The sequence below is a fragment of the Pelorhabdus sp. sgz311001 genome (genome assembly GCF_055901755.1).
On record NZ_JBVXUT010000002.1, the window covers coordinates 200,326 to 217,885 of the forward strand.

Below are 17,560 nucleotides of genomic sequence, written 5' to 3' on the forward strand. Positions count from 1 at the left end.
TCTTTTAAAGAACAAACAACAAAAAACCCGCGAAATTCGCGGGTTTTCAATTTTTTTCGGATTTAATTGGTGGAGGTGAGGGGAGTCGAACCCCTGTCCAGAAACATTGCTACAACAACTTCTCCGAGCGCAGTTTGCGATTTAGATTTCGCCGCCTTGACGCCCGCAAACAGGCTTCTTGGCCGCTATCTCGATAAAGTTTCCCAGTCGGCTCTCCGAGAATTGAGCTTCAGGTATCCCGCTAAGTGACGTTCATCCCCGGATCACGGGCGAATCTGAGGCGAACGTTAGCATTAAGCTGCTAAAGCGTAATCTTCGTTTGCGTTTAATTGCGTTCCACCGTATTGACGGGCTGATGGAATCCCGGCTCGCTATTGCTGCCACAACTATCCCTGTCGAAACCAGTACACCCCCATGATGACGGGATGTACGGCGAATAGCCGTAGCGAACGATTTTATCATCTGCCACTTTTACAGAGATAAAACGTTTGTTTGCTTATTATAGCATAAAGAACAAGAGTTCGCAACAACTGCAGTCTTTATCGCTGTTTGACTTGTGAATGTATCAGATGAAAATATCACTATAAATAATGAAATACTTTATTTAATAGATTGCCTTATGCCAACAAAAAATGGCCACTTTTAAATAATGAATGGGTGTGTATGACTAGCAATGCACACCCATTCATCGGAACTTACTTCTTCGCTTTTTCTGGTTCAGTCAAATCTGCTGTAATACCAGCAATCCGTTTCGCATCAGCAGCATAAGCTTCCCACTTGGTAAAAGCCTTAACGACCATTTTAGCCCCATCTGGTGAACCGCCGCCATGCATGCAGCCTGGAATGCCGCCGCCCACGGTCAACCACTCAACAAGACGAGCCGCCCGGGCCCGGGTTTCACCATCAGCTCCAGCAACAAGACATTCAAGCAATTTCTCACCGTATTCTGGCGACTGGAAATCTGTATAGGATGGGAAACAGCCAGTTTCAGCGATACCACCACTGATGTCCTGGGCCATAACTTTGGTTGCATAAGGAAGTTTAGCCACCTGAGTTTTATTGGTATGAGCCAAAAGTGCATCAGGCACAAAGAGTCCAGCTGGCTGTTGCTTGCCGATCATCATTGCCCCAAGTCCCAGACCGTAATTCACTTCGTTATTAATAGCCATTTCCGTAAGTGCTGCCTGAAACGTCTTTTGACCTAAGCCATTGGCTCTTGCCATGTTAATCGCTGCACCAATCATGACGTCGCCCTGACCGGCAACGCAAGCACCAATAGCCGCACGGTAAATAGCGGCAAAATGACCAATGATTTGCCCTGAATATTTAAATTCGCCATTCATAAATATGCGATCATTCGGCACAAATACTTTATCGAACAACAGGAATGCCTGAGTGATATTCCCTACTTTCGGAGCATCCCAGCCTTCTTCTTCGTCCCGTTTTTCACTGGGACGACGGGTTTCAACAATAGTCAGTCCATCAGCATCACGAGGAACGGCGCAAGCTACGCAGAAATCCTTTTCGGACTCACCATAGCCGCTGCCAGGAACAGCAATAATTTCATGAGCTGCCGCCACACCACAGATCTGAATTTTGTACCCACTAATCACGACGCCATCGGCCCGAGTTTCTTCTACGTGCAGATTTTGCATTTTATTAGCTTGCTGGGAAGGCTTTAAAGATCGATTGCCTTTCGCATCAGTGATGGCGCCAGCCAAAGCTATGGCATTGTCTTCTACATACCGAAAATACTTTTTTAAACGCTCATGATAAACCGTGCCTAAGTCTTTATCCATTTTAGCTGTTACTTCCCACAAAACATTAAGTCCAGTCCACCCCGCGCAGGTAGCGCCTTGACAAGTTCCCGTCATATGAAACTGAGCACGCTTCATATTGGCATTGCCTACTACAGCTTCGGCACTATCCATTAACGTGTTCCAACGATGAGCAGTCTCACCAGTAAGCTGCGACTTAGCAGTGAAAATAGACGCTCTTTCTGGATCAAAGGCGGCATCATAAGACAATGCAACGGATTGAACATGCAAGCGAGTCGCCGGATCGGTGGTAACATCCTCAATCAGTTTACCCCACTTGTAAATATTAGGCCGCAGTTTCTTCAAACTCGCTTTATACTGATCGCCATTCATCAACATACATCTACACTCTCCCTTTTTTGCATCTATTTGTTAACAGGGCATCTGCCCCACGAGCAAACCAGCCTAAACATAAAGCCTATTTCTTGGCTGCTATTTCCGCTTTGATTTCCATCGATTCCGCCTTGAAAATCCGGGCATCCATCAACTTAAGATCAGCGACAATATGCGGTCTAAATCCCATTTGGGCAATAATATCCTTCTCAATATCGATACCCGGAGCAATCTCTGTAAGAGTAAAGCCTTCAGGCCTTAGTTCAAATACCGCCCGCTCTGTAATGTACATAACCTGCTGTTTAATCTCCCTGGCATACTCACCGCTAAACGTAATCTGACCAACCTTGGAAACTATTTTTTTGCTCTTTCCTTCTTGGAGAATCTGCAACTTACCGTCTTTTATATCTATTTCTAAGCCGCCAGCTGTAAGTGTGCCAGCGAAAATAACCTGCATGGTATTTTGCGTAATATTTACAAAACCACCGGCTCCTGCAATACGCGGACCAAACTTGCTGACATTCACATTCCCGAATTGATCAGCTTCGGCCAAGCCAAGCACCGCTAAATCCAAGCCGCCCCCATCATAAAAATCAAATTGATAGGGGTGATCCAAAAGCGCTTCTGGATTCAGCGCACAGCCAAATCGCAGTCCCGATAAGGGAATACCTCCAATAGGCCCTGGTTCAACAGTCATAGTCAGTTGATCAATGAACCCTTCCTCAGCTGCGACGGCAGCAACGCCTTCAGGCATACCAATTCCCAAGTTAATAACTGCATCAGGAATTAACTCCATTGCCGCCCGGCGGCAAATAATCTTGCGTTCATCCAAGGGCATAATCTCCCAGTTGTTCAGGGGTACTTTTAGCTCACCGCAGAGCGCCGGATCATACGGTCTCGCCATAGTCTGCCAGTGATTTTTCGGTTTTGCAACAACCATATAATCCACCAGAATACCAGGAACCTTAACAAGCTTGGGATCAAGCGTACCAACCGCAGCTATACGCTCTACCTGGGCAATAACAATTCCGCCAGAGTTATGGGCCGCCATGGCAAGTGACAGAATTTCCAAAGAAATGCCTTCCTTTTCGCAAGTAATATTCCCGCGAATATCAGCGGTTGTCCCACGGATGAACGCGACATGGATGGGAAAAGCCTTATAAAAAAGATATTCCTTGCCATCAATCTCAATCAGCTGAACCACTTCGTCCTTAGAAATTTCATTCAGCCTTCCGCCCGTTTCCCGAGGATCAGCAAAAGTGCGAAGACCAACAGGGGTTACAATCCCAGGCTTTCCCCCAGCAATAGCCCGGTATAAATGCATGACTACTCCTTGCGGTATATTGTAGGCCTCAACTTTATTATCCATGATCATTTTAACCATGTCTGGCTGGAGACCAAAGTGACCGGCAACAATTTTGCTTAACAATCCGTCATGGCAGAGACGATTTAATCCCCACCAGGATTTCCCATCATTCTGACTAGCGCCAAAAGTTAATTTCAAATTACTTGGCTCGTTAGATTCCAAAAATCTTTTTTCCAATGCTTCAGTCAATTCGGCGGGATGTCCCATGCCAATAAAGCCAGATATCGCTAAGGTATCACCTGACTTAACTAATTTAACCGCTTCAGCAGCACTGATAATCTTGTTTTCCACGTTTACCCCCTCCTTTGGCTCGCCCTCGGTTTGTCCATATATTAAAACTCAATAAAATAGGAGATTGCCTATGAACTTTGAAATTCCATTACTGTACCATAAAAATAAGAACTTCGAAGGATAATAATCAAAAAATTCCGTTTATTTTTGTGATAGTGCTACAGCAAACCCTATTATTGCTAAGTCATAGGTAATCGATCTAATCGCGAAACAGCCAATACATTCAATTTAAAGGCGCCCCTAATCTTAATATGCTTGAACATTTTTACTTATGTCAGGGACCGTAAAACCATTTTCTGAACACTCGTCGTTACCATCACTGACATGAACTTGCTGAGTAACCTACCTTAAATTCCATGCAAAAAAGAAGCATAAAATGGCCAAACGGCCCTTTTATGCTTCTTTTATAAAAATTTTGTGATTTGTATGGTGGAGGTGAACCAAATTTCGACCTGCATCTTAATTTTCAGAATGCAGGCCTCCTGCTTCAACTTATCACTTGGCTGACCAGCTCTTGCCGTCAGCTGCTAACTGATACATTTTACCGCCAATATTAAAAGAATTCAGCTGATAGCCGCCGCCCTTCGCCCAATCTTTAATCGTCAAAGTGTCACTACTGCCATCAAGCGAAATGACTAGATCATTGCCACTCAGCTGGCTGTGCACACTACTTAAAGACATATTGTAGAGCATGATGGAGTCCTGACTATTGTCAGAGCGGCCGCTGATCACATCTTGACCGTCTGTCTGGCCCCACCAGTACTCATCCTTGCCGCTGCCGCCGGTCATAACGTCACTCCCGGCGCCACCCCACATCTTACTGCCACCGGAACCTGCTGTCAAAACGTCAGAGCCGCTACTGCCGCGAAAGATCATTGCACCACCGTCCGCCGCTGTGACTTGATGAATCCCATTTAAAGCATAGCAGGGATCTGATAATTCTACCGTCGCCGCCTGACCGTCATTCCAAGCTACGACCTCGCTGCCAAAGACCCAGCCTTGAATTCTCTCTTCCGGTTTAGCGCTATACCAGCCTTGTACTGTCAAAGTAGAACCGTCGCCTGTTTTGATAACATAGTCATCGCCCTGCCGTTCGCCGCTGTAGCCGTTTCTAGCCACATTATAGAGATACAAGGCATCACCGCTGTTCACAGCCGACTGACTAACCACATCCTGCCCATTGCCGCTACCCCACCAGTAAGCCGTACTGCCGCTGCTGCCAGCCATACGGTCGTTGCCGCCAAGACCGCCCCACAGCTGCCCTCCCATAGCGCCTTCCTCTAGTATATCATCGCCATTTCCGCCGCGGACAATGCCGACTTGTCTGTCATCGACTACGACCTGATGGATATTTTCCTGGGCGTAAGCTGGTTGCGCCAATTCGACGGTAGCCGTTTGACCATCATTCCAGGCTACTACGGTATCGCCAAAAACCCAGCCTTGAATCCGACTCGCTGGATCTGCTGCATACCAACCTGCTACGGTCATACTTTCCCCGTCAGGTAGACTAATCACAAAATCATTGCCGCTTTGTTCGCCGCTATAGCCATTCCGATCTACATTATAAAGATACAAAGCATCGGCTCCAGCGCTGCTGGTACGTCCGCCTTCCTGCACCACATCATGACCATCGCCCTGGCCCCACCAGAAACCATTACTGCCGCTGCCGCCAATCATTTTGTCATCACCAGCCGCCGCCCAGAGTTGATTATTGCCGCCACCGCCATCTAACACATTATTGCCGCTATTACCGCGGAAAATATCATCACCAGAGCCGCCGATAACATTGGGAACCGTACCGACAGACATGTTGATTTCCCTTGCACTAGAATCGGACGAATAATCAAGGGTACTAGCTGAATGAGATAAGACTGTAATACCAACCTGAGTTGTCGCTGCTGTATTATGCGAATCCGTCACTTTCACGTTAAAGGAAACATTTTGCGTACTTCCCGCCGTCAGCCGATTCGTCGGCGTAAAGATCAGCGTGTTCAGATCATTTTGCACCTGCGCAACACTGCCTGTTGCGCTGTATATTCCCGTACTGGCATTGTAGCTGCCACTCGCTGCAGTAAGACTTCCCATCCACGGGTTTATCAGTTGCACATTCAATGTTTNAGTTGTTGCTGCTGTATTATGCGAATCCGTCACTTTCACGTTAAAGGAAACATTTTGCGTACTTCCCGCCGTCAGCCGATTCGTCGGCGTAAAGATCAGCGTGTTCAGATCATTTTGCACCTGCGCAGCACTGCCTGTTGCGCTGTATATTCCCGTACTGGCATTGTAGCTGCCACTCGCTGCAGTAAGACTTCCCATCCACGGGTTTATCAGTTGCACATTCAATGTTTCAATATCATTTACATCCGGATCGCTGATCCTTATGCTGCTAAACGGCGTAATAGTCGCATCATCGTTCACGGTCTGGCCTGATATTCCGCAACTAATCGTTGGGGCGGTATTATACGAATCGGTCACTTTCACTGTAAAGTAAGGTTGTTCCCTAACATCCATTTTTATCCTCCCTGAAACTATAGATTTCTAAAATCTTTTGATGGGAAAGCCGCTTAACAAGCCTCCCACTATGACGCTCGATAATTTCACGATGTATAAAACCATACTATATATAAGTACACTTTACCACTTCAGTAATTCTTTTCCCATTATTTTTATAAACTATAATATTGTGGGATATATATCATATATTATTCTTTAATTCATAATTGTTAAACTAGACAACATTTTTAAACTATTCTAGCCAGATTCAGCAAATTCCTATAGAAACATATATTTTTTCCATTTAAAGAAAAACCCATTTTATTGGTGGAAATACACATAGCCTTTCAAAAAACACATAGCAAAAAACCTGCAAACTTTAAAGATTTTTAAGTTTTCCGAATTTCCATGTAGGATAATGTGAAAAATAGAACCATGAAACAGCCATTTGACTATTTCATGGTTCTAATATTTGCAAGAATTCCGACCTAAATCTCAGCGGGTTTTATAGCCTTGATAGTCTTTCAACTTCGTATCTTTGGCGAGCATCTGTCCGATTGTCATACCGCCATTGAGTTCAGCAACGGCCTTTAAAGCACGGTCTGACAAGAAGACTTTGCTCGATTTTCCTAAGAACTGTGTCTGCCGATCCGGCCACAGCTGGCCTGTCGTTTCATTGCGGCCTTGCAAAATATATTTCACGTCACCCTGATCATTGGCCTGCTGCAACGAAATCTGCTGTGTTGTCTCATACTCAGCGATAGCAGCACATAAAGCCGCATCATCTTTCCGTTGACGATTCATAATCAGCACAGCTTTCGTGTCCTTAAATTCTGTGCAGAAATTAAAGTCGCCCTGGGAATCCATCGCGGCAAAGATCGGCCCTTGTCCATTATATAAGGGACGAATTACTTTTTCGATACTTAGTGATTTACCCACGCCTTGCGTCTGAGCATGCAAATCATAGTCATACTGATTGATATAAGTTCCGTCAGCGCCTAACTTATTGGTCATACCCACCACGTTGACCACGCCAGGAATCGCAAAATACTGAACAGCCGCTTTCACCACATCGACCTGCGAGGCCGATACAACCCAAGGATCAATGCCATTGTCCGCTAAAGCGCGATATAATTCCTTCATTTCCGGTGTCACCGTAATTCCCAGTTTAAAAGATACAGCAACCGTTCCGGCTTCACTGGCAGTTCCGTCAGGTGTCGTATATTTCCCTTTAGTCCAAGTCTGTCCTTTGGCCGGATCGCCATAATAGCTATCACACTGATAGGCCAAATTGAAAACTTCTTGAGGCGTCATGCCTGTAAACCAATAGGTCACCCAAGGATAGGATACAGACGTATCCATAGTTTCTGATACAGCATCATAGAGCCAACGCATTTTAGCGCGAAAATCCTGATAAGCAAAGGTATTTTTTACATCAGTCGTGACTTCGCTACCTGCCTTGGTCACAACTCCTGCTTCATATAAAGTCCGATAATCATTCACCGCATCATTAATCGCCGCCTGGATGGTGACAGGCTCGCCTTCGCCATCATTAGCGCCATAAGTAAGAGTCAATTTATCATCAGGAATACCTGATTTCAGAATCGTTTCTAATTGATCTGGCTTAATGGCAAAAGCCAAATGATCTAATTGCCAAATAATCAGTTGTTCTTCTACGTCCATGATCGAAGTAGTGTTATCAAAATCAAGGGTCGCATAGGGACGTTGGCTCGCATGATAAGTGGGCGAACGTTTGCCATACTTCTGTAAAAATTCATTGAGTGTCGCTTTTGTTTCTGGTTCCCAATTCACGCTCTGCAAATATCCTGACTGGAGTTGCTGGGCGGCAATCGGCGTAGTCATAGCAGCCAATTCGGCGGCCTGTGCATACACAGGGGGCTGCCATAAATTGAACGATAGTACCGTATTTAGAACGCCGCCGGCAAGACATAGAGCTTTTGCTGACTTCATTTTTTTCATAAGTGGTAACACATCCTTTCCATTCCTTTTCAGTATAGTCCGGGAAAAGAGTAGCTGTATTATCGTTATATTAAGTTTTTGTTACGTTTCACCTAATTGGAATAGGAACAGGAATAGCAATAAAAAAACGAGACAAAAATTTGTCCCGTTCGGTAGTACTTTATTGGAATGATCTAATCTCTCTGCCGATCTTTTAAAGCCCGATCCACATCCCGTTTTGCCTCGCGCGCTGCTAAATCCTGGCGTTTATCATAATTCTTTTTACCACTGGCAAGACCAAGCTGTAATTTCGCTTTTCCCCGCGCAAAGTAAATTTTAAGTGGCACAAGTGTATAGCCCTTGGTCTGAGTCTGACCAATCAGTTTCATGATTTCCCGTTTATGCAATAACAGCTTACGCGTCCTTAGCGGCTCATGATTATAACGATTTCCCTGTTCAAAGGGACTAATGTGTACATTATGAAGCATCACTTCTGCATTTTCAATGCGAGCAAAGCCATCCTTTAGATTGGCTTTTCCGGCCCGCAGGGATTTCACTTCCGTACCAGTCAGCGCAATCCCGGCTTCATAGCTCTCGTGGATAAAATAATCATGTCTAGCTTTACGATTTTCTGCAACAATTTTAATACCGGTTTTGGCTTCCATAGGAAATACCCCCTTTTTTGCCTGTATTTCATCATATAGCAAAATGAAAGATCCGTCAAGGATGACAGTAATAACAAGGGCGGGAGCCTTTTCCCGCCCGAAAAAATTCTATTAGCGAATCACAAATCATCCTTCAAAAGACTGACGCTTTTTCTGGCGCGCCGCTTTGCTTTTCGAACGCTTCTTTTTCGCCCGTTTCGCTTTGGCGGCGATCGGATCATACCAAGCATTCTCTTTCTGCGTCACTGGCTTTGCCACGGGCGCTGTCTTAGCGATCTTGCCTGGTTTTCCTTTACTTGACGTTGTCCGTCCATTCTGTTTCGCTGTCTTTTTATCAGAAGACAACACATATACAGAAGAGTCCCCTAGTACATGCGTTCTTGACACAGTAGTGTCTTTACCTGTCCGGCTTCTATCGTCTTGACCACGCGAGTCTTTCCCACGGCCAAACTTTTTATTTTTTCCTGAACCGCGACTATCACCGCGTCCTTTTTTCAGGAAAACAGGGCGATCGGCTTTAAAACGAGGCGTAAGACCTTCGCCTTCCCCAGCTAATAAGATAAAATCAATACTGCGTTCTTCTGGATTCACCTTCACAAGTTTAATCTGCACGGGATCGCCTAAACGATACTGTTTACGCGTTCTCTCGCCTAGCAACATATAACGTTCTTCCAGGTACTGATAGTAATCGTCATCCATGGTAGAAACATGGACAAGACCCTCAATACCGTTTGCCAATTCCACAAAGAGACCAAAGGCCGTTACGCCGCTGATAAAGCCTGGAAACTCTTCGTCCACAAACTGCGCCATATATTCTACTTTCTTCAAATCTACTGTTTCGCGTTCGGCATCTGCTGCCGCCCGTTCTCGCAGCGAACAATGATGCGCCCATTCCGGCAAAAGCTTCAAGAGAGCATCCTTTCGCTGTGGCGTTAAGCTCTTGCCTTGGAAGGTTTCGCGCAGCAGCCGATGAACAATCAAATCAGGATAACGGCGAATCGGTGATGTAAAGTGCGTATAATAGGAAGCAGCCAAACCGAAATGACCTAAATTTTCCGCTTCATAGCGCGCCTGCTTCAACGATCGCAGCATAACTGTGCTAATAATTCGTTCTTCTGGCTGTCCTGCGATATTACTTAACACTTGCTGCAACGCCAAGGGCTTCACTTCGCCTGTCGTAGCAATTGCTTGGCCAAAATTATGTAAAAGCCCATTTAATTTCGCAATTTTCTCTGGCTCTGGCTCTTCATGCACGCGGTATACAAAAGGCAGTTTGCGCCGCACCATATGCTCGGCCACCGTTTCGTTGGCCACAAGCATAAATTCCTCGACAATCGATTCAGCAATCGAGCGAACTCGCTTGACAATTTCTACAGGGTGTCCCGCTTCATCAAGTTTTACTTTTATTTCCGGGAAATCAAAGTCAATGGCGCCGCGGCGCATCCGACGATTCCGTAAAATCAGACAGAGCCGTTCCATTTCTTCAAAATGCGGCACAAACTCCTGATATTCTAAACGCAGCGATTCATCTTGCTCTGCAAGAATCTTACGAACGATCGTATAGGTCATCCGTTTTGTCACATGAATCACGCTAGGGAAAATCTCATAAGTTAAGACCTTGCCATCAGGGCTGATTTCCATTTCACAGGACATAGCGAGCCGATCTTCTCCGGCATTTAAGCTGCAGATTCCATTGGAAAGACGGCGTGGCAGCATAGGGAGCACACGGTCGACAAGATAAACGCTTGTCCCTCTTTCGCGGGCTTCTTGATCGAGAATGCTGTCTTCCGTGACATAATAGCTGACATCAGCAATATGGACGCCAAGACGGTAGCGACCGCCGCTTAATCGCTCTACTTCTACTGCATCATCAAGATCCTTCGCATCTTCCCCGTCAATTGTTACGATCGTCCGTTGCCGTAAATCGCGTCGTCCCGCCAATTCGTCCGGTGAAATCTGGCTAGGAGCCTGTTCAGCCGCTGCCTTGACTTCTTCGGGAAAATCGACTGGTAAATTATGCTTTTTTATAACGGATAGAATTTCGATTCCCACATCGCCAGGCGAGCCAAGAATTTCGCTGACAGAACCTTCGGCACTACGGCCTTTATCAGGCCACTTGTTAATAGTAGCCACAACTTTTTGCCCATTTTCCGCGCCATGAAATTCTTCTTGCGGAATAAAAATATCATAGCCAATCCGTTTATCGTCAGGCGTCACAAAGCCATAATGGCGCCGCGCCTCAAAGGTTCCTACAATGGATGAGTTCGCCCTAGTGACAATGCGAATAATTTCGCCTTCCTGAGCTCGTCCAATGATTTTGCCACCGTGAATTCGGGCGACAACTCGATCATGATTCATCGCTCCATTTAACGCATGAGGTGCAATATGCACATCAGGCAAATCTGGAATTTCACTAATCACAAACCCAGCGCCCTTACGGGTCATCTCGAGTCGTCCGACCATGAGATTCATGCGCTGCGGTACACCATACTTGTCAAAGCGCGTTTTAATGACTTGCGCACTCTGCTCCAAACTCTCTAATACCTGCCAAAATTCTTGTAGCGCTTCACCATCTAAAGCAAGCTGATCGGCCAAATCTTCCGCCGCCAGCGGCTTATAAGCTTCGTGATTCATAAACGTAAGTATTCGTTCTGTTAAGTTCATTTTCATTCATCCTTTAGCACGATTACAGTAGTTTTGCCTTCGGCTGTCACTGTTCCGTCTGCCAATTGAATTTTACCAAGTAGTTCATACATCTTGCCCTTTACCTTTACAATACGGCCTGTCACTGTAAGGGGTTCACCGATCGGCGTCGGTGCGCGAAATCTTACTTCCAGCCTTGCGGTCAGTGCTTTCATTCCCTTAGCGTAAATATAGCGAGCCGTCGCTTCATCGAGAAGCGTACTGATAATGCCGCCATGCAAAATCCCATCATAACCTTGATGCTCTTTTTGCCCGACAAAAATCGTCTTATATACATTATCTTCTTCCGTGAATTCCAAATGCAACCCAATTGGATTTTGCCGTCCGCAGGCAAAACACCAGTCATTTTCTTCTTTCATTATTTTACCCCTCCAAGCTATAAAATACTCGTAAAAGGCTACAAATTCCTCGCCTTCTTAAAAACATACTATACAGGCTCACGTGGGCTGATCATTCAGGCTTAGTATATATTTATAATTACCCCTTAAGGCAGTTTTCCGCCTAGACAAAAAACACGTTGCTATTCATTGTATTTCTCCATTTCCCAATTAAAACCTTTAAAAAGTCGTCTTTTGCAAAAACAAGAAAACGACAGCCTCAAAAGAAGCTGTCGCATCTTTACCGTTGCCCTAAAAGAAGAGCAACGGTGCAATAATTAAAGAAATCGTTCCGGCCACTTTAATGAGGGGGTTCATTGCCGGTCCTGACGTATCCTTAAAGGGATCGCCAACCGTATCGCCAATAACAGCAGCCGCATGAGTCGGTGTGCCTTTACCGCCGTACTGACCTGATTCGATGTACTTCTTAGCATTATCCCAAGCTCCGCCGGCATTGGCCATGAAAATCGCCATAAGTACGCCAGCAGCCGTAACCCCGGCTAAAAAGCCAGCAAGCGCTTTTGCGCCAAGAACAAAGCCGACAAAAATCGGCGATCCAACGGCAAACAGGCCTGGTACCATCATCTCACGAATGGCCGCCCGCGTGGAAATATCAACGCAACGAGCATAATCCGGTCGTCCCGTTCCTTCCATAATGCCAGAAATTTCACGAAATTGACGGCGTACTTCGCCGATCATTTCAAAAGCAGCCTTCCCAACCGCTTCCATGGTAAAGGCGCAAACAAGAAACGGCAGTGTCGCTCCTAAGAAGATCCCGATAAGCACACCTGGTTCAGTCAGATTCACCACGAGATGACCACCGATAAGTAACGAACTCAGCTTAGGATTCTTCGCCACCTCTTCACCAAAAGCGGTAAAGAGAGCTAACGCCGTCAAAGCAGCAGAACCGATCGCAAAGCCTTTCGCAATAGCGGCTGTCGTATTGCCTACAGCATCAAGCTGATCCGTTGTTTTCCGTACATTCGGTTCCAGTTCAGCCATTTCAGCAATGCCGCCAGCATTATCAGCAACAGGACCAAAGCTATCGACAGCAACAACCATGCCAGCGGTGCAAAGCATGCCCATAGCGGCCATAGCAATACCATAAATACCAGCTTGTTGAAAGGCAATCGCTGTAGCGATACAAAAAACAACCATAGGTAAAGCCGTGCTTCTTAAACCATTAGCAATACCAGCAATAATATTGGTGGCAGCGCCAGTCTGAGATGCATCGGCAATCAGGCGAGTCGGTTTTTTCGCATGGGACGTATAATACTCCGTAATCGAACCGACAAGCACATTGACGATAAGACCGCAAACCACAGCAATAAAAATACCTAATCCTTTACTGCCGAAGGTAGCCGTAGCCAGAAAGTAGGCAAGAACTGCTACAATGAGGTTCGTTCCCCAAAGACCACGATTCAAAGCAGCCTGAGGATCGCCATTTTCGCCGGTCCGCACCAAAAAGGTACTCACAAGGGCCGCAAAAATCCCAGCAGCGCCCAAGAGCAGCGGGAAAATAACGCCATCAACGCCAAACAGTCCGTTGCCAATGAGCATAGCGGCAATCGCCGTAGCGCCATAAGATTCAAACAAGTCAGCTCCCATGCCTGCCGTATCGCCGACATTATCGCCGACATTATCAGCAATAACGGCCGGATTCCGTGGGTCATCCTCGGGAATCCCAGCCTCGACTTTGCCGACGAGGTCGGCCCCGACATCAGCTGCTTTCGTAAAAATACCACCGCCAACACGAGCGAAAAAAGCAATGGCGCTGGCGCCGAAAGCAAAGCTATTTATCACGCTAGGATCGCCAAAGATTAAATAAAGAACAGATACGCCAAGCAGTCCGAGTCCCACAACAGACATCCCCATAACCGCCCCAGCGCGAAACGAAACACTTAACGCTTTGTTGAGGCTGGTTCTGGCTGCTTCTGTTGTGCGGGCGTTCGCTTTTGTTGTCGAGCTCATGCCAATATAACCAGCAATGGCTGAACAAACTGCGCCCACTAAAAAGGAAATAGCGAGTTTATATCCGGAAACAACAAACAAGAGGACAAAGATAATGACAGTAAACGGAATGAGGGTTTTATACTGGCGGTTTAAAAATGCCATAGCCCCTTCAAAAATCGCCTGTGACAGGCCTTGCATTTTCTCATTACCGGGGTTCTCCCTGAGGACGCTCGCAGCAAGATACGCTGCAAAAAGCAATGCGACAACTCCGGCAACAGGTGCAATGTAGATCATTTCCATTTTTGCATTCCTCCTTTATTTGGCTTACCAGAAAAAACCTTCCGCCAAATGCCCGGATTCTATTGTGAAAGTTTGACTAAGACCATGGTGACAATAGCGAACAAAACGCCTAGTACCATCGTTGCTTTCGCCAGAATTTCATCAACGCCTTTTTTCTTACCGCCGAAGATCGCTTCTGCGCCGCCGCTAATCGAACCGCCCATGCCGGCACTTTTACCGGACTGCAGAACGACTGTGGCGATAAGAGCCAGGCAAATAACGGCCTCTACAACCATCAGTGCTGTATACAAAGATATACACCCCCTACTTTATACAATTCATTGTAGCATACATTAAATGGCATCCGCAAGAGACCCTGAAAAGCGCTCTGCTTTTCAGGGTCTCTAAATTTGAAGCAACTATGCAATTTATTTCAGGTTATAAAACACTTTACGGCCTTTATATTGCGCTAAAGTGCTCAGTTCTTCTTCAATACGCAGCAGCTGATTGAACTTAGCAACGCGGTCCGTACGAGTCGGCGCGCCTGTTTTGATTTGGCCAGCATTCACAGCTACGGCAATATCAGCAATCGTAGCGTCTTCGGTTTCCCCGCTGCGATGAGAAATTACGCAAGTGTAGCCAGCGCGTTTCGCCATTTCAATCGTATCAAAGGTTTCTGTCAGCGTACCAATCTGATTGACTTTAATCAAAATGGAGTTAGCTGTCTGTTGTTTGATGCCTTGGCTGAGGCGTTCCGTATTCGTTACGAATAAGTCATCGCCAACAATCTGAATTTTGCTGCCTAGTTTATCTGTAAGCAACTTCCAGCCGTCCCAGTCGTCTTCACTGAGACCATCTTCCAAGGAAATAATCGGATATTTTGCTACAAGCGCTTCATAGTAGGCAACCATTTCTTCGGAAGTTTTTACAACGCCTTCGCCTTCTAGATGATACTTGCCGTCTTTATACAGCTCCGTTGCGGCCGTATCAATAGCTAAAACGATTTGTTCGCCTGGTTTGTAGCCTGCTTTTTCAATGGCTTCTACAATCGCAGCGAGAGCTTCTTCATTCGAAGCAAGATCCGGTGCAAAGCCGCCTTCATCGCCGATCGCTGTATTTAAGCCTTTATCTTTCAATACTTTTTTCAAAGTATGGTAGATTTCAGCATTCCAACGCAGACCTTCCGCAAAGCTTGGCGCGCCAACAGGCATGATCATGAATTCTTGAATATCGACGGTGTTATCAGCGTGTTTACCGCCATTTAAAATATTCATCATTGGTACAGGCAGTTCTTTGGCATTGATACCGCCAAGATACTGATAGAGAGGCAGGCCAATGGATTCTGCGGCGGCTTTCGCGGCGGCAATGGAAACGCCAAGAATGGCATTGGCGCCGAGTTTGGCTTTGTTGGGCGTACCGTCCAGTTCCAGCATCAATTTATCAATGCCAATCTGATCAAGAGCATCCATACCAATTACTTCCGGTGCAATCAGGTCGTTGACGTTTTTCACAGCGTTCTGTACGCCTTTACCTAAATAACGACTCTTGTCGCCATCGCGCAGTTCTACGGCTTCATAAGCGCCAGTCGAAGCGCCAGATGGAACAGCAGCGCGGCCTCTAGTGCCATCTTCTAAATATACATCTACTTCCACGGTAGGGTTTCCGCGGGAATCCATAATTTCACGGGCAAATACATCAGAAATAATTGTCGACATTGTAAAACCTCCTACAATAATTTACGCTTTATTTTTCCAACAAAGATGTGCCAGTCATCACAGCAGGCTGCGGCACCTTAGCTAAATCAAGAATCGTCGGCGCAAGATCAGCGAGACGACCTTCCTTCAGTTTGGCCCCGCGATGCTGCTCAGAAATCAGAATGAGCGGCACTCGGTTTGTCGTATGAGCCGTAAAGGGCGTTTTATTCACTTCGTCATACATATACTCAGCATTGCCATGATCGGCTGTAACAAGAACGATCCCACCGCGATCATGCAGTGCATCAACGACACGGCCGAGGCACGTATCAACCGTTTCAACAGCGCTAATCGCAGCATTCATAACACCAGTATGCCCCACCATATCACCATTCGCAAAATTTAAAATGATGAGATCATGTTTGCCTGACTGAATTTCCGCTACTACGCGATCCGTAACCTCCACCGCACTCATGGAAGGCTTCAAATCATAGGTGGCTACCTTAGGTGAAGGAATCAAAGCACGATCTTCCCCTTCGTAAGGCTGCTCTTCACCGCCGTTAAAAAAGTAAGTCACATGAGCATACTTTTCGGTTTCAGCAATGCGGAGCTGTTTTAAGCCTGCTTCGCTAAACACCTGTCCTAAAGTCTGGCGAATCTCCTGCGGCGGATAAGCTACAGGTACGCCAAAGGTTTCGTCATATTGCGTCATGGACGCAAACTGAACAGGTAAGTAGCCTTTTTCCCGCACAAAACCCGCAAAGTCTTCCTTGATGAAGGTTTGCGTTAACTGCCGAGCGCGATCAGGCCGGAAGTTGAAGAACACGATGCCATCGCCCGCCTTGACACCACAGGCGGAACAAGCAACAGCCGTCGGTTTAACAAACTCATCGGTTTCCCCGCGTTCATAGGCGGCCTGCAATGCTTCCACTGCAGTTTTCGCCTGGAAACCAGTGCGGCTTACAATGGCGTCATAGGCAAGCTGCGTTCTTTCCCAGCGTTTATCACGATCCATTGCGTAATAACGGCCAGCGATCGTCGCGATCGCGCCAATACCTGTTTGGGCCATAGCCGCTTCCAGTTCGTCAATATATGCTTTAGCGCTCGATGGCGGCACATCACGCCCATCGAGAAAGGCATGAATATAGACTTCCTTCAAGCCCTGCTCTTTCGCCATAGCGACAAGGGCTTTGAGATGACCAATATGACTATGAACGCCGCCGTCAGACAAGAGCCCCATCAGATGCAGCGCGCCGTTTTTCTGTTTTGTTTCACTCATAACTTGCAGCAAAACAGGATTTTGATAAAATTCGCCGTCCCGAATGGCTTTTGTAATCCGCGTAAGCTCTTGATAGACAACCCGGCCAGCGCCAATATTCAAATGGCCGACCTCGGAATTGCCCATCTGTCCGTCAGGCAAGCCTACGGCTTCACCGGAGCAGGCCAGAGTCGTATGCGGATACATTTCCGAGTACAGTGTCATATGGGGCGTATTTCCCTTGGCCACTGCATTAAAAGGATCATCAGCCCGGCCGATTCCCCATCCGTCTAAAATAACTAAGGCGATTGGACTTTTCAATTTACTCATGGCCTTCCCCCCTAACAGATCCATTTATTATTCTATTGCACG

The 17,560-nt window shown here is 46.4% G+C and carries 11 protein-coding genes and 1 other RNA gene; all 12 read right to left on the reverse strand.

What is annotated here, in order from left to right; genetic code table 11:
- Positions 1-67 precede the first annotated feature (67 nt).
- Positions 68-414: a transfer-messenger RNA gene (gene ssrA / locus AC0MXB_RS06955) on the reverse strand.
- Between the two features lie 281 nt (positions 415-695).
- The gene (locus tag AC0MXB_RS06960) at positions 696-2,156 is read right to left on the reverse strand and encodes a 4-hydroxyphenylacetate 3-hydroxylase N-terminal domain-containing protein (protein WP_474038925.1); all 1,461 of its coding nucleotides are present in this window, start codon (positions 2,154-2,156) and stop codon (positions 696-698) included.
- A 79-nt stretch (positions 2,157-2,235) separates the two neighbouring features.
- Positions 2,236-3,807 carry an acyl CoA:acetate/3-ketoacid CoA transferase gene (locus AC0MXB_RS06965; protein WP_474038926.1) on the reverse strand — a complete coding sequence of 524 codons (1,572 nt, stop codon included), beginning with the start codon at positions 3,805-3,807 and terminating at the stop codon, positions 2,236-2,238.
- A gap of 495 nt (positions 3,808-4,302) precedes the next feature.
- Positions 4,303-6,318, reverse strand: a complete 2,016-nt coding sequence (locus AC0MXB_RS06970) for a calcium-binding protein (protein WP_474038927.1) — start codon at positions 6,316-6,318, stop codon at positions 4,303-4,305.
- A gap of 477 nt (positions 6,319-6,795) precedes the next feature.
- A complete protein-coding gene (locus AC0MXB_RS06975; protein ID WP_474038928.1) occupies positions 6,796-8,280 on the reverse strand; it encodes a hypothetical protein in 1,485 nt (494 codons plus the stop codon).
- A gap of 173 nt (positions 8,281-8,453) precedes the next feature.
- Positions 8,454-8,924: an SsrA-binding protein SmpB gene (gene smpB / locus AC0MXB_RS06980; RefSeq protein WP_474038929.1), complete on the reverse strand. Its 471-nt coding sequence runs from the start codon at positions 8,922-8,924 to the stop codon at positions 8,454-8,456.
- A gap of 126 nt (positions 8,925-9,050) precedes the next feature.
- A complete protein-coding gene (gene rnr, locus AC0MXB_RS06985) occupies positions 9,051-11,588 on the reverse strand; it encodes a ribonuclease R (protein ID WP_474038930.1) in 2,538 nt (845 codons plus the stop codon).
- Between the two features lie 2 nt (positions 11,589-11,590).
- Entirely contained in the window at positions 11,591-11,986 is a 396-nt protein-coding gene (locus AC0MXB_RS06990) for a PaaI family thioesterase (RefSeq protein WP_474038931.1), read from the reverse strand.
- A 270-nt stretch (positions 11,987-12,256) separates the two neighbouring features.
- A complete protein-coding gene (locus AC0MXB_RS06995) occupies positions 12,257-14,257 on the reverse strand; it encodes a sodium-translocating pyrophosphatase (RefSeq protein ID WP_474038932.1) in 2,001 nt (666 codons plus the stop codon).
- Positions 14,258-14,316: 59 nt separating this feature from the next.
- Positions 14,317-14,547: a preprotein translocase subunit SecG gene (gene secG / locus AC0MXB_RS07000; RefSeq protein WP_474038933.1), complete on the reverse strand. Its 231-nt coding sequence runs from the start codon at positions 14,545-14,547 to the stop codon at positions 14,317-14,319.
- Positions 14,548-14,664: 117 nt separating this feature from the next.
- Positions 14,665-15,951 (reverse strand): phosphopyruvate hydratase, encoded by a 1,287-nt coding sequence (gene eno / locus AC0MXB_RS07005; RefSeq protein ID WP_474038934.1) that lies wholly within the window; start codon positions 15,949-15,951, stop codon positions 14,665-14,667.
- Positions 15,952-15,979: 28 nt separating this feature from the next.
- A complete protein-coding gene (gene gpmI, locus AC0MXB_RS07010) occupies positions 15,980-17,518 on the reverse strand; it encodes a 2,3-bisphosphoglycerate-independent phosphoglycerate mutase (RefSeq protein ID WP_474038935.1) in 1,539 nt (512 codons plus the stop codon).
- Between the last annotated feature and the right edge of the window lie 42 nt (positions 17,519-17,560).

Coding starts and splice junctions, on each gene's coding strand:
- gpmI (WP_474038935.1), bottom strand. CDS start 17,518: ATGAGTAAATTGAAAAGTCCAATCGCCTTAGTTATTTTAGACGGATGG.
- AC0MXB_RS06975 (WP_474038928.1), bottom strand. CDS start 8,280: ATGAAAAAAATGAAGTCAGCAAAAGCTCTATGTCTTGCCGGCGGCGTT.
- smpB (WP_474038929.1), bottom strand. CDS start 8,924: ATGGAAGCCAAAACCGGTATTAAAATTGTTGCAGAAAATCGTAAAGCT.
- AC0MXB_RS06960 (WP_474038925.1), bottom strand. CDS start 2,156: ATGTTGATGAATGGCGATCAGTATAAAGCGAGTTTGAAGAAACTGCGG.
- AC0MXB_RS06990 (WP_474038931.1), bottom strand. CDS start 11,986: ATGAAAGAAGAAAATGACTGGTGTTTTGCCTGCGGACGGCAAAATCCA.
- AC0MXB_RS06995 (WP_474038932.1), bottom strand. CDS start 14,257: ATGGAAATGATCTACATTGCACCTGTTGCCGGAGTTGTCGCATTGCTT.
- eno (WP_474038934.1), bottom strand. CDS start 15,951: ATGTCGACAATTATTTCTGATGTATTTGCCCGTGAAATTATGGATTCC.
- rnr (WP_474038930.1), bottom strand. CDS start 11,588: ATGAACTTAACAGAACGAATACTTACGTTTATGAATCACGAAGCTTAT.